14 protein-coding genes are annotated in these 13600 nt (G+C 63.7%); 13 read left to right on the top strand and 1 reads right to left on the bottom strand.

Annotation, left to right across the window (positions count from 1 at the left end):
• Positions 1-87: 87 nt before the first annotated feature.
• The 3 genes from IVB40_RS29985 to IVB40_RS29975 all read left to right on the top strand — a co-directional run bounded on the left by IVB40_RS29985 (position 88) and on the right by IVB40_RS29975 (position 2253).
• On the top strand, positions 88-921 hold the full coding sequence (locus tag IVB40_RS29985) for a shikimate dehydrogenase (RefSeq protein ID WP_247817163.1): 834 nt from the start codon (positions 88-90) through the stop codon (positions 919-921).
• A 66-nt stretch (positions 922-987) separates the two neighbouring features.
• Positions 988-1614 carry a hypothetical protein gene (locus tag IVB40_RS29980; RefSeq protein WP_247817162.1) on the top strand — a complete coding sequence of 209 codons (627 nt, stop codon included), beginning with the start codon at positions 988-990 and terminating at the stop codon, positions 1612-1614.
• 15 nt (positions 1615-1629) lie between these two features.
• A complete protein-coding gene (locus IVB40_RS29975; RefSeq protein WP_027565346.1) occupies positions 1630-2253 on the top strand; it encodes a hypothetical protein in 624 nt (207 codons plus the stop codon).
• Positions 2254-2463: 210 nt separating this feature from the next.
• Here IVB40_RS29975 and IVB40_RS29970 read toward each other — a convergent pair whose 3' ends face one another.
• Complete coding sequence (locus IVB40_RS29970) at positions 2464-3600, bottom strand: alpha-hydroxy acid oxidase (RefSeq protein WP_027565345.1); 1137 nt, start codon at positions 3598-3600, stop codon at positions 2464-2466.
• 145 nt (positions 3601-3745) lie between these two features.
• Here IVB40_RS29970 and IVB40_RS29965 point away from each other — a divergent pair, with 145 nt between their 5' ends.
• The 10 genes from IVB40_RS29965 to serA all read left to right on the top strand — a co-directional run bounded on the left by IVB40_RS29965 (position 3746) and on the right by serA (position 13513).
• Positions 3746-3913, top strand: coding sequence for a hypothetical protein (locus IVB40_RS29965; protein ID WP_007596725.1), 168 nt, complete (start codon positions 3746-3748; stop codon positions 3911-3913).
• Positions 3914-4132: 219 nt separating this feature from the next.
• Positions 4133-5476, top strand: coding sequence for a phosphoglucosamine mutase (gene glmM, locus IVB40_RS29960; RefSeq protein WP_027565344.1), 1344 nt, complete (start codon positions 4133-4135; stop codon positions 5474-5476).
• A gap of 236 nt (positions 5477-5712) precedes the next feature.
• Complete coding sequence (locus IVB40_RS29955; protein ID WP_247817161.1) at positions 5713-6960, top strand: MFS transporter; 1248 nt, start codon at positions 5713-5715, stop codon at positions 6958-6960.
• A gap of 234 nt (positions 6961-7194) precedes the next feature.
• Positions 7195-8022, top strand: coding sequence for an outer membrane beta-barrel protein (locus tag IVB40_RS29950; RefSeq protein ID WP_027565342.1), 828 nt, complete (start codon positions 7195-7197; stop codon positions 8020-8022).
• A 167-nt stretch (positions 8023-8189) separates the two neighbouring features.
• Positions 8190-9017, top strand: a complete 828-nt coding sequence (locus IVB40_RS29945) for an outer membrane beta-barrel protein (RefSeq protein WP_247817160.1) — start codon at positions 8190-8192, stop codon at positions 9015-9017.
• Positions 9018-9092: 75 nt separating this feature from the next.
• The gene (locus tag IVB40_RS29940) at positions 9093-9683 is read left to right on the top strand and encodes a glutathione S-transferase family protein (RefSeq protein ID WP_247428425.1); all 591 of its coding nucleotides are present in this window, start codon (positions 9093-9095) and stop codon (positions 9681-9683) included.
• A gap of 25 nt (positions 9684-9708) precedes the next feature.
• Positions 9709-10173: a GNAT family N-acetyltransferase gene (locus tag IVB40_RS29935; RefSeq protein WP_247817159.1), complete on the top strand. Its 465-nt coding sequence runs from the start codon at positions 9709-9711 to the stop codon at positions 10171-10173.
• Between the two features lie 173 nt (positions 10174-10346).
• Positions 10347-10538 (top strand): hypothetical protein, encoded by a 192-nt coding sequence (locus tag IVB40_RS29930; protein WP_247817158.1) that lies wholly within the window; start codon positions 10347-10349, stop codon positions 10536-10538.
• A gap of 79 nt (positions 10539-10617) precedes the next feature.
• Complete coding sequence (locus IVB40_RS29925; RefSeq protein WP_247817157.1) at positions 10618-11790, top strand: phosphoserine transaminase; 1173 nt, start codon at positions 10618-10620, stop codon at positions 11788-11790.
• Positions 11791-11923: 133 nt separating this feature from the next.
• On the top strand, positions 11924-13513 hold the full coding sequence (serA, locus tag IVB40_RS29920; RefSeq protein ID WP_247817156.1) for a phosphoglycerate dehydrogenase: 1590 nt from the start codon (positions 11924-11926) through the stop codon (positions 13511-13513).
• The last annotated feature ends 87 nt before the right edge of the window (positions 13514-13600 follow it).

Here is a 13600-nt window from a genome sequence, read left to right as displayed (position 1 = left end):
GAGCCTCTCCCGAGACGGCCCGCGCTTGACAGGGCTTGCGGGACGCGAAATGGATCGCCTCCGAAACGACCCCAGGGGAGGACGACCGTGACCAAGGCTCCCGCAGCCTGTCTGATCGGATGGCCGGCCGCGCATTCGCGCTCGCCGCTGATCCATCGTTACTGGCTGCGCACGCTCGATATCGAGGGCGGCTATGTCATCGAGGCGGTTCCACCCGATAATCTGCGCGACTTCGTGCTGCGGCTGTCGCTGCGCGGCTTCGTCGGCGCCAACGTCACCATCCCGCACAAGGAGGGCGTGCTTGAGCTCTCGACGCCCGATGCCCGCGCGCGGGCGGTCGGTGCGGCCAACACGCTGTGGTTTGCGGACGGCGAGCTGCACTCGACCAACACCGACGTCGAGGGCTTTATCAGCAATCTCGATGCCAGCGCGCCCGGCTGGGACGGAGCCGAAGAGGCGCTGGTGCTGGGCGCCGGCGGCTCCTCGCGCGCCATCGTGTTCGGGTTGCTCGAACGCGGCATCAGCTGCGTCCATCTCGCCAATCGCACCATCGCCCGGGCCGAGATGCTTGCAAGGCAGTTCGGGCCGAACGTGCATCCTGTTGCGTGGGACAGCATCCACGACATTCTGCCGCGTGCAAACCTTCTCGTGAACACGACCTCGCTCGGCATGGACGGCCAGCCTTCACTCGACATTGACGTGGCGCGCCTGCCGGATGGCGCCGTGGTCGCCGATCTCGTCTATGTCCCGCTGGCGACGCCGCTGCTCGCGGCCGCACAGGCGCGCGGGCTGAAAACCGCCGACGGGCTCGGCATGCTGCTGCATCAGGCGGTCCGCGGCTTCGAGCTGTGGTTCGGCCAGCGGCCGCAGGTCACGGCCGAGCTGCGCGCGCTGGTCGAGGCCGATCTCACAAAGACTTGAGAGAATAGCGCGTAACCTCCGGAGTTCTATGTCCGTAGGGACAATAGGGCGCAATCGGAGACCATCATGTCTGTTCACCGTGCAACTTTCACACGTCCGCTCATCGCCGTCGCGATGGTGGCCGTCTCGACCCTCTCCGCACTTGCGCAAAGGGCGCCGGTGCCGACGCGCGTGCGCGGCACGATCGAAAGCGTCAATGGTGACACGATGCAGGTCAAGGCGCGCAGCGGCGAGGACGTCAAGCTGCACATCGCCTCCGACGTGAACGTGTCGGGCATTACCAGGATTTCACTTGCCGACATCAAGCCCGGCTCCTTCGTCGGCGCCACCACCGTGCCGGGACCGGACGGCGGCGCGAACGCGGTCGAGGTCCACGTGTTTCCGGAGAGCATGCGCGGCACCGGCGAGGGCTCGCGCCCCTATGACCTCAAGCCCAACTCCAGCATGACCAATGCGACCGTGTCGGAGAGGGTGGTCGGCAATGACGGCCATACGCTGCTGGTCAAGTACAAGGACGGCGAGAAGAAGGTGTTCGTCGCCGACAATACCCCGGTGGTGACCTTCGTGCCCGGCGACAAATCCGATCTGAAGGCCGGCGCCAAGGTGATCGCCTTCATGAAGCAGCTGCCGGACGGCTCGTTCGAAACCAACCGCGTCAGCGTCGGCCGCGACGGCCTGACGCCGCCGATGTAAATGGAGAATAACAACATGTCGAAGAGAAGCTGGATATCACGCGTTGGCGTGGCCGCATTCGCCGCCTGCATCGTCACGTCATCCGCCCTGGCGCAGCAGACGCCGACGGTCCGCATCCGCGGCACCATCGAGAGCGTCGACGGCAACACGCTCGGAATCAAGACCCGCGAAGGCAGCGACGTGAAGGTGCGCATGACCGACAACGTCGCCGTCTTCGCGGTGGTGAAGACGTCGTTGTCGGAGATCAAGGACGGCTCCTATATCGGCGTCACCGGAATGCCCGAGCCCGACGGCACCCAGAAGGCGATCGCGGTGCACATCTTCCCTGAAAACCAGCGCGGCGCGGCCGAAGGTTTTCGTCCCTGGGATGCGCGCGCCAACTCGACCATGACCAACGCCACCGTGGCGCAGACGGTGAAGGGCACCGACGGCCAGAACATCACGGTCAAGTACAAGGACGGCGAGAAGAAAGTCGTGGTGCCCCCGGACACGCCGATCGTCACCTTCGTGGCCAGCGACAAATCCGAGCTCAAGCCCGGCGCCAAGCTGATCATTTTCGGTGCGGTGAAGAAGGACGATGGTTCGCTGGAAGCCAACCGGGTCAATGTCGGCCGCGACGGAGTGACGCCGCCGATGTAAGGGTGCTGCTGCGGCGACATCTTCAGTGTCGTCCCGGCGAAGGCCGGGACCCATACCGCGTGATCTATCGTTGGGCGCAGGTCTCAGTACCGCGCGAAGGTTGAATAACTACCAATCTTCGCCAAACTACTCGCTGTGGCTATGGGTCCCGGCCTTCGCCGGGACGACGGCTGAGTTTGAAGCGGTTGCTTTTTGCCACACCGCTGCGGTTCACATCGCGATGATATGCTCGTCGATCTCGTCAATCCTGTTGACGCCGCACAGGCCCATGGTGGTGAGCAGCTCCTTCTGGATGATGTCGATCGCCTTGGCGACGCCCGCCTGGCCGCCGGCGCCGAGGCCATAGGCGTAGGCGCGGCCGATCATGCAGGACTTTGCGCCGAGCGCGAGCGCGCGCATCACGTCCTGGCCGGAACGAATGCCGCCGTCGAACATGATCTCCATCCTGTCACCGACCGCCTCGGCGATCTCGGGCAGCACCTCGATCGATGACGGCGCGCCGTCGAGCTGACGGCCGCCATGGTTCGATACGACGAGCGCCTGCGCGCCGGTCTTGGCGGCTTCCTCGGCGTCCTCGACGTCCAGAATGCCCTTGATGATCAGCTTGCCCGGCCAGATGCTGCGGACCCACTCGACGTCCTTCCAGTTCAGGGACGTATCGAATTGCGACGCCGTCCACTCCGCGAGGCGATTGAGGTCCCCGGTGTTCTTCACATGGCCGGCGATGTTACCGAAGGTGCGGCGCTTGCCTTGCAGCACGCCGGAGACCCAGGCGGGCTTGCTGGCGAAATCCAATAGCTTCGAGAGCGACCATTCCGGCGGGACCGTCATGCCGTTCTTGATGTCCTGGTGGCGCTGGCCGATCACCTGGAGATCGACGGTCAGCACCAGCGCGGAGCATTTCGCCGCGATCGCGCGCTGGATCAATTCCTTGATGAAGCCGCGGTCCTTCATCACGTAGAGCTGGAACCAGAACGGCTTCTCGACACTGGCCGCGATGTCCTCGATCGAGCAGATCGACATCGTCGACTGCGTGAACGGGATACCGGCGGCTTGCGCGGCGCGGCAGGCATGGATCTCGCCGTCGCCATGCTGCATGCCGAGCAGGCCCACCGGCGCGAGCATCAGCGGCATGGTCGAGGGCTCGCCGAGGATCGTGGTGGCGGTGTCGCGTTTGGAGACGTCGACCAGGATACGCTGGCGGAACTTGATCGCCTGCATGTCATCGCGGTTGGCGCGCAGCGTTTCCTCGGCGTAAGAGCCGCGGTCGCAATAATCGAAAAACGCCTTCGGCACGCGGCGCTGATGCAGTGTGCGAAGATCGTCGATACAGGTGATGTGCTTCATGAACGTTTCCCCGGCCCGTCTTGTATCGGAAGAGTCTGCATCGGAAGTAGCGGATGAGTCTTGCATCGGAAGATCGAGGGGTCATCTAGCATGGTTGGATGCACAGCCAAATCGTTTGCAAATCCTTTGTGGAGAGGAGGGCGCCATGACCAGGCCGCACACCGGACCGACGCCGGAGGAGATCAAGGAGAAGCATGATCTCGAGGAAGCGCTGGAGGAAGGTCTGGAAGAGACCTTTCCGGGCTCCGATCCCGTCAATGTCACCCAGCCGGCGCCGAGCCGCGGGGACGGCCATGTGAAGCGCTCGGACTAGGCGCGATTCCGCCCTGTTCCGGCGTCCTCGCTGGAAATATAATGTTAACAAGACGTTATCAGCATCGGGGCCTGCCCGGTTCCGTAATGATTCATCATATTTTTTGAAGCCAAGTTAGCCGCGATGGCTTTATAAGACCTCAGCAAATCAGGGATGCGGGTCCCGCCAGGGCACCCGCAGGTTGTATTGGGGATCCTTGGTTGTCGCGTGGGGGACGATATGAGCCGCAAATATTTCGGGACGGACGGGATCCGGGGCCGCGCCAACGGACTGATCACGCCGGAGCTCGCGCTCAAGGTCGGCCAGGCCGCAGGCCTGGCGTTTCAGCGCGGTGACCACCGCCACAGGGTCGTGATCGGCAAGGATACCCGCCTGTCCGGCTACATGATCGAATACGCCATGGTGGCGGGCTTCACCTCGGTCGGCATGGACGTGCTGCTGGTCGGCCCGATGCCGACGCCGGCGGTCGCGATGCTGACCAAGTCGATGCGCGCCGATCTCGGCGTGATGATCTCCGCCTCGCACAATCTGTTCGAGGATAACGGCATCAAGTTGTTCGGCCCGCAGGGCTTCAAGCTCTCCGACGACGTCGAGAAGCAGATCGAGCAGCTGCTCGACGAGCCCATCGACAAGCGTCTCGCTCAGAGCGCCAGTCTCGGCCGCGCCCGCCGCATCGACGGCGTGCATGACCGCTACATCGAATTCGCCAAGCGCACGCTGCCGCGCGATCTGTCGCTCGACGGCTTGCGCGTCGTGGTCGATTGCGCCAATGGCGCCGCCTACAAGGTGGTGCCGGAAGCGCTGTGGGAGCTGGGCGCCGACGTGATTCCGATCGGGGTCGAGCCCGACGGCTTCAACATCAACAAGGAATGCGGCTCCACCTCGCCGGAAGCGCTGTCGAAGAAGGTCCGCGAGATGCGCGCCGACATCGGCATCGCGCTCGACGGTGACGCCGATCGCGTCATCCTGGTCGACGAGCGCGGTCACATCGTCGACGGCGACCAGCTGCTCGCGGTGATCGCGCAGAGCTGGAAGGAAGACGGCCGGCTGTCGCGATCGGGCATCGTCGCCACCGTAATGTCGAACCTCGGGCTCGAGCGCTTCCTCAATGCGCAGGGCCTCGATCTCGTGCGCACGCCGGTCGGCGATCGCTACGTGCTCGAGCAGATGCTGAACGGCGGCTACAATCTCGGCGGCGAGCAGTCCGGCCACATCATCCTGTCCGACTACGCCACCACGGGCGACGGCTTCGTTGCCGCGTTGCAGGTGCTTGCCGTGGTGCAGAAGCTGCGTCGCCCGGTGTCGGAAGTTTGCCACCGCTTCGATCCGCTGCCGCAGATCCTGAAGAACGTTCGTCACAAGGGCGGCAAGCCGCTCGACAATTCCGATGTCAAATCGGCGATCTCCGATGGCGAGCAGCGGCTCAACGGCCACGGCCGCCTGCTGATCCGCTCCTCCGGCACCGAGCCGGTGATCCGCGTCATGGGCGAGGGCGAGGATCGCATCCTGGTCGAGGACGTCGTCGATACCATCGTCTCGGCGCTCGGGCAGGCCGCGGCGTAAGCTCTTCCTCGACCACAGTATCGTAGGGTGGGCAAAGCGAAGCGTGCCCACCGCTTCTGTGCGCTGTCGGTCGATGGTGGGCACGGCGCAAGTGCGCCTTTGCCCACCCTACGATTCCGGACTCGCGGAGAGGTAAGAGATGCATCGCAGCCATTTGCGATTGGCGGTGGTTCCACCACTCCCTGCATCGTAATGAGCTTGTCGCGGCAATCTGCCGCGCCCGCCGGGATGCTCCAGTGAACAAGCCTGTCGTCGTCTCAGAGGAAGCGCTGACCGAACCCGTCATCGTCAGCGACGTGGCACGAGCAGCCAAGGCCGCAGGGCCGGCCTATGTCGTGCTGGCCGGCATCAGCTTCTCGCACTTCCTCAACGACACCATGCAGTCGCTGATCGCCTCGGTGTATCCGATCCTGAAGGACACCTACGCGCTCGACTTCGCGCAGATCGGCATGATCACGCTGGCCTTCCAGTTCACGGCCTCGCTGCTCCAGCCGGTGGTCGGCCACTACACCGACAAGAAGGCGCAGCCTTATTCGCTGTCGATCGGCATGGCCTCGACCTTCTTCGGTCTGTTGCTGCTCAGTGCCGCCCACCAATATCTCGTCATCCTCGTCGCCGCCGCGCTGGTCGGTCTCGGCTCGGCGGTGTTTCATCCGGAGTCGGCGCGCATCGCGCGGCTCGCCTCCGGCGGCCGCTACGGCTTTGCGCAGTCGGTATTCCAGCTCGGCGGCAGTTTTGGCACCTCGATGGGACCGGTGCTGGCCGCGCTCATCGTCGTGCCGTTCGGGCAGGGCAGCATCGCCTGGTTCTCCTCGATCGCCTTCCTCGCGATCCTCATCCTCTGGCGCATCGGCCGCTGGTACGAACCGCAGATCAAGGCGAAGAAGACCGCGGTGGCTCAAGCCCATTCCGACGCGCCGAGCTCGCGTCGCGTCGTCGTTGCGCTCCTCGTGCTGGTCGCGCTGCTGTTCTCGAAACAGCTCTACGTCTCGAGCCTGTCGAGCTACTACATCTTCTATCTGATCGACCGGTTCGGCGTGTCGACGCAAGCCGCGCAGATGTATCTCTTCATTTTCCTCGCGGCGAATGCGGTCGGGGCTTTTCTCGGTGGTCCCCTGGGCGATCGCTTCGGCCGCAAGATCGTGATCTGGATCTCGATCCTGGGGGCGCTGCCGTTCACGCTGGCGCTGCCCTATGCCGGGCTCTATGCGAGCGCGGTGCTGTCCGTGATCATCGGCCTGATCATCTCCTCAACGACGTCGTCGATCATCGTGTTCGCGCAGGAGTTGGTCCCGCATCGCTTCGGCATGATCTCCGGCGTGTTCTTCGGTGTCGCGTTCGGCATCGGCGGCTTGGGCGCCGCCGTGCTCGGCAAGCTCGCCGACCACACCTCGATCGCGTTCGTCTACCAGGTCTGCGCCTATCTGCCGGCGATCGGCCTGCTTGCGGTGTTCCTGCCCAAGCTACCGCGGCACGCGCGTTAACATATCCTGTCTTGCCGCAGCGCGGCTTCATACATCGTTAGGACATGCGGCGACGGCGTCGCATTTGCGCTGCATTTTTGCAACGCTCGCCCCGCATGCGCGTGAGCGGTTAGAAAAAATCAACCTTAAAAATTAGGGTTAAGTGGCGCTTAAACATTTGCTGGCATCGTCCGGGCCGTGAGTTTCCAGAACGTGAGGCGCCGTATTGCCTCACCGGCCAAAAGGACGAAGCCAATGCGTAGCGTTAAGTCTCTCCTTGCCGCGGGTGCGGCAACCCTGATCTCCTCGATGGCGTTCGCCGCCGACATGCCGATCGCGGCGCCCCCTCCGATGTACGCGCCCCCGGCACCGCCCGCCGACTTCGGCGGCTGGTATCTGCGCGGCGACGTCGGCATGACCAACCAGCGCGCCAAGAGCATCGAGGGCGCCGTAGCGCCTGGGTTTACGAAGACGACGGAGGGACTCGGCTTCGACTCGGCGACGCTGTTCGATCTCGGCGTCGGCTACCGCTTCAACAACTGGTTCCGTGGCGACGTGATCGGCCAGTACCGGGGCAGGGCCAATCTGCACGGCAGCGACAACGTCATTGGACCCGGCTTCGTCGGCGTCAACAATTACAGCGGCAGCAAATCCGAATGGGTCGTCATGGCGAATGCCTATGTCGATCTCGGCACCTGGTGGTGCATCACCCCGTTCATCGGCGCCGGTGTCGGCGGCTCCTACAACAAGATCAGCGGCTTCCGCGATGACGGCGTGTCGTACAGCCCGGGGCTCAACAACAGCGTCGCTTACTTCGCCGACAACGGAAAGTGGAACCTCGCCTGGGCCGCCCACGCCGGTCTCGCCTACAAGGTCAATCCCGGGTTCACCGTCGAACTGGCCTACAGCTACATGAACCTCGGCGACGCCGCGCCCGGCAACTATCGCTTGTTCGACAACAGCGCCTCGGGTCCGTCAACGATCAAGATCAAGGAGCTCACCTCGCACGACGTCAAGCTCGGCGTGCGCTGGGATCTCAACAGCCCGCCGGCCTATATGCCGCCGCTCGTCACCAAGGGCTGATCGCCAGCCTGATCGGTTAGGACTTCTTAACGGCGCGGGATCATCCCGCGCCGTTTCGCTTTGCGTATTTTTCATGGCGGGCGGCGACGAAAGGCTGCGACGCAACCATTGGTTAAGGTTAACGAGCCATGATCACGGCTGAAAGTTCGAGTTCGATGGAGCGTTCGATGCGTAGGCTTTTGTTGGCGGCGGCGATGTTGGGGACGGTCTCTGCGGCGCATGCGGCCGATCTCTCCGATCTTCCCATCCTGCGCGGCGGCTTCACCGACGGCTTGAGCAAGTCCAACGTCAACTGGCAGGGCAGCTATATCGGCGCCCAGGGCGGCTATGGCTCGTCGGACGAGAACTTCAACGGCTCGACGCGCAACATGATGGCGGCGTTGCTGGCCGATACCTTGATCGAAAGTTCGATGGGTGTATCGCAGTGGAACCTCGGACTTGGCAAGGCTTCGCAGCGTACCAGCGGCTACGGCGCTTTCGTCGGCTACAATGGCCAGTGGGACGACGTCGTACTCGGCCTTGAATTCAGCTACCTGCACGGCAAGTTTGGTGGAACGGCGTCAGCGTCGGAGCGGCGCGTGAGCCCCGTCGCCCTGTCCGACGGCAATTTTCACGACGTCACGGCGACCTCCACGTCATCGATCAACATCAGCGACATGGCGACATTCCGCGGCCGCGCAGCTTACGCCTGGGGATGCTTTCTGCCCTACATGTTCGCGGGTCTCGCACTTGGGAATGCCGACATCATCCGCACGGTCAGTGCGCAGGACCGCATCAGCGCGACCCAACTCGGCACCTATACTCCACTCGTGCTGCTGAGCTCGACGGATGCCCAGCATAACCATTTGATCTACGGCTACACCGCCGGTCTTGGCGTCGACGTCAATCTGGTTGGTGGCCTGTTCTTCCGCGGTGAATACGAATACATCCGCTTCAGCTCGGCGGTCGACACCAGCATCAACACCGTTCGCGCCGGTCTCGGCTACAAGTTCTGACGCGCCGGCGCGCGGCGCCGATTGACAGGCCGCCTCCGTCCTGATGCTCTGTCGCCGAATGCGCGGGGGGCAGCGATGCGGATCTACGGCGATACCAATTCCGGCAATTGTCTGAAGGTGAAGTGGGTCTGCGACAAGCTCGCACTGCCCTACCAGTGGATCGAGATCGACACTCGCAAGGGCGAAAGCCGCACGGCGCAATTCCTCGAGATGAATGGTGCCGGCCAGGTGCCCACCGTCGCTTTCGACGACGGCCGCACGCTGGCGCAATCCAATGCCATCATCCGCTATCTCGCGCGCGACAGCGTGCTCATTCCGCGCGATGCTTTCACCGCCGCCAAGATGGACGAATGGCTGTTCTGGGAACAATACAGCCACGAGCCCTACATCGCGGTGTGCCGCTTCCAGCTCGTCTATCTCGGCAAGGACGCCTCCGAGCTCGATCCTGAAAAGGTCAAGCGCGGCTATGCGGCGCTTGACCGCATGGAGCAGCATCTCGCCGGCAGCCGTTTCCTCGCCGGTGATGCGGTCTCGCTCGCCGAGGTGTCACTGCTCGCCTATACCCGCGTTGCGCATGAAGGCGGCTTCGATCTCGGTCGTTATGCCGCGATCCGCCGCTGGATCGGCGAAGCCGAGACCTTTCTCGGGCTTCCCAAGGCGCGCTAAGGCGCGCTGAGGCAGGAGTAACTTCATGAACGCCGAATCCGTCTCCATTCGTCCCGCGCGCCGCGAGGACGTTGCTGCGATTGTGACGATGCTCGCCGACGATCATCTCGGGCGCGCACGCGAGCGCGTGGAAGACCCGTTGCCTGCGTCCTATTACGAGGCATTCGCGCGGGTCGAGCGCGATCAAAATCTCCAGCTGGTGGTTGCGGAGAGCGAGGGCAGGGTGGTCGGCTGCCTGCAGCTCGCGATCCTGCCGGGTCTCAGCTCGCAAGGCGGCCGGCGGGGTCTGCTCGAAGACGTCCGCGTTGCTTCCGATTGCCGCAGCCGCGGCATCGGCGAGCAATTGGTGCAATGGGCGGTGACGGAAGCGAAAGCGCGCGGCTGCAATCTGGTCGAACTGCTCACACATCAGACGCGAACAGATGCGCAGCGCTTCTACAAGCGGCTTGGGTTCACCGCGAGTCACGTCGGCATGACTGTCCGCTTTTGACGCAGCGCGCCATGAGCCTTGCGCAATCAGCGAAATCGGATCGCGCATACGTTCGTGTTAAGAGCTGATAAACTACCCGTTCGACGTTCACATGGAACCAGGAACGAACGGTGCTACGCGAGCGTCTGAAACCGGGCTCGATCGGTTCGGGGATTTCGATGACAAGCTATTCGATGATCAAGGTCGGCAACGACTACGTCGTGCAGGCCAATGACAAATGCATTTTGAAAGTCGGCAGCCGCCGCCGCGCCGCGCAATTGATCAACGATGCCACGGACTTGCTGAACGCGCTGGCCGTGGTCGAATCCCCCAAAATCACACCGGAGGCGCCATCACTCGCGCGTGAGGCTCCGGAACTTCCTTGACTGGTCTTCCCGATTCCCGTATCTGCCGCGGCGGGACACCTCCCCCCAACGGGAGGCTTACTATCTGGAAGGGTAGACGATGACTGTAGCGAAGCCCGCTTCGCGGCCGAACGTGCCGCATTTTTCCTCCGGCCCCTGCGCCAAGCGCCCCGGATGGAATGCCCAAAATCTCAAGGACGCAGCGCTCGGCCGTTCGCATCGCGCGAAGGTCGGAAAGACCAAGCTCAAGCTCGCGATCGATTTGACGCGCGAGGTGCTCGAAGTGCCCGCCGATTATCGCATCGGCATCGTGCCGGCCTCCGATACCGGCGCTGTCGAGATGGCGCTGTGGTCGATGCTGGGGGCGCGGCCCGTGACCACGCTCGCCTGGGAATCCTTCGGCGAGGGCTGGGTCAGCGACATCGTCAAGGAATTGAAGCTCAAGGACGTCACCAAGCTCAACGCGGCTTACGGTGAGATCCCCGACCTCTCCAAGGTCGATCCGAAGTCCGACGTCGTCTTCACCTGGAACGGCACCACCTCGGGCGTGCGCGTGCCCAACGCCGACTGGATCAGCGCCACTCGCGAAGGCCTGACCATCTGCGACGCCACCTCGGCCGCGTTCGCGCAACCGCTCGACTGGGCCAAGCTCGACGTCGTCACCTTCTCCTGGCAGAAGGCGCTCGGCGGCGAAGCCGCGCACGGCATGCTGATCCTGTCGCCCCGCGCCGTGGAGCGGCTCGAAACCTACAAGCCGGCCTGGCCGCTGCCGAAGATTTTCCGCATGACCAAGGGCGGCAAGATCAACGAAGGCATTTTCGTCGGCGAGACCATCAACACGCCGTCGATGCTCTGCGTCGAGGATTATCTCGACGCGCTGAACTGGGCCAAGTCGATCGGTGGCCTCAAGGCGCTGATCGCGCGCGCCGACGCCAACACCAAGGTGCTCGCCGACTGGAAGGCGAAGACGCCCTGGATCGACTTCCTCGCCAAGGACGCCGCGATCCGCTCCAACACTTCGGTGTGCCTGAAGTTCACCGATCCCGCGATCACCTCGCTCTCGGAGGACACGCAGGCCGACTTCTCCAAGAAGCTGGTGGCGCTGGTCGAGAAAGAGGGCGCGGGCTACGACTTCGCCTACTACCGCGATGCGCCCGCCGGCCTGCGCATCTGGTGCGGCGCCACCGTCGAAGCCAGCGATGTCGCGCTGCTGACCCAGTGGATCGACTGGGCCTTCGCCGAGACCAAGGCCACGCTCGCCAAGGCGGCGTAAGCAGGCTTCGCTCGTCGCGTTATCTCATCTCGTCATGGCCGGGCTTGACCCGGCCAGCCATCGAAGAGAATGGTTCTGCGGGTCAAGCCGCGGATGACGGTCTCAGATTTATCGACCATCAGGGATCATTCCCATGACCAAACCCAAAGTTCTCATTTCCGACGCGCTCTCTCCCGCCGCCGTTCAGATCTTCAAGGACCGCGGTGTCGAGGTCGACTTCCAGCCCAATCTCGGCAAGGACAAGGACAAGCTCGCCGAGATCATCGGCAATTACGACGGCCTCGCGATCCGCTCGGCGACCAAGGCGACCGCGAAGATCCTCGAGAAGGCGACCAATCTCAAGGTGATCGGCCGCGCTGGCATCGGCGTCGACAACGTCGAGATTCCCGCCGCCACGGCCAAGGGCATCATCGTGATGAACACACCGTTCGGCAATTCGATCACGACCGCCGAGCACGCCATCACCCTGATGCTGGCGCTGGCGCGCGAGATTCCGCAGGCGGACGCTTCGACCCAGGCCGGCAAATGGGAGAAGAACCGCTTCATGGGCGTCGAGATCACCGGCAAGGTGCTCGGCGTCGTCGGCTGCGGCAACATCGGCTCGATCGTCGCCGACCGCGCGCTCGGCCTGCGCATGAAGGTGATTGCGTTCGATCCGTTCCTGTCGCCGGAGCGCGCCAGGGACATCGGCGTCGAGAAGGTCGAGCTCGACGACCTCTTCAAGCGCGCCGACTTCATCACGCTGCATACGCCGCTGACCGAGAAGACCAAGAACATCATCGACGCAGCCGCGATCGCCAAGATGAAGAAGGGCGTGCGCCTGATCAACTGCGCCCGCGGCGGCCTCGTCGACGAGCAGGCCGTGGTCGACGCTTTGAATTCCAAGCACATCGCAGGCGCCGCCTTCGACGTCTTTGTCGAGGAGCCCGCCAACGCGAACGTGCTGTTCGGTCATCCCAACGTGATCTGCACACCGCATCTCGGCGCGTCCACCACGGAAGCGCAGGAGAACGTCGCGCTTCAGGTCGCCGAGCAGATGTCGGATTACCTGCTCACCGGCGCGATCTCGAATGCCGTCAACTTCCCCTCGATCACGGCGGAAGAGGCGCCGAAGCTGAAGCCGTTCATCGCGCTGGCCGAAAAGCTCGGCTCGTTCGCGGGACAGCTCACCGAGAGCGGCATTCTCAAGGTCGAGATCACCTATGAGGGCCACGTCGCCGAGATGAAGATCAAGGCGATCACCTCCGCCGTGCTGTCCGGCCTGCTGCGGCCGATGCTGGGCGAGGTCAACGTCGTCTCCGCGCCCGTCGTCGCCAAGGAGCGCGGCATGGTGGTGGACGAGATCGTGCGCGCCGCCCAGAGCGACTATGAAAGCCTGATCACCGTCACCGTCACCACCGAGCGGCAGGAGCGGTCAGTCTCGGGCACGGTCTATGCCGACGGCAAGCCGCGCCTGGTCGACATCAAGGGGATCCGCGTCGACGCTGAATTTGGCAAGTCGATGATCTACGTGACCAACGAGGACAAGCCGGGCTTCATCGGCAAGTTCGCGAGCCTGCTCGGCGATGCCAAGATCAACATCGCGACCTTCCATCTCGGCCGCGTCGCGCCGGGCTCCGATGCCATCGCGCTGATCGAGGTCGACGGCGCGGTGCCGGCCGATCTGCTCGCCAAGGTGCAGGCCCTGCCGCAGGTCAAGCAGGTCAAGGCGCTGACGTTCTGATACGCCGACATATTCCGACCCGCGGAACAACGCCGCCCTCTCGCGAGGGCGGCGTTTTTATTTCTCCCGCGACCGCTGCACTTTGTG

The sequence above is a fragment of the Bradyrhizobium sp. 40 genome (assembly GCF_023100925.1).
In the GTDB taxonomy this organism is placed as follows: domain Bacteria; phylum Pseudomonadota; class Alphaproteobacteria; order Rhizobiales; family Xanthobacteraceae; genus Bradyrhizobium.
Note: the sequence above shows the minus strand (reverse complement) of the source record. Positions and strands in the feature narration are given on the sequence as shown.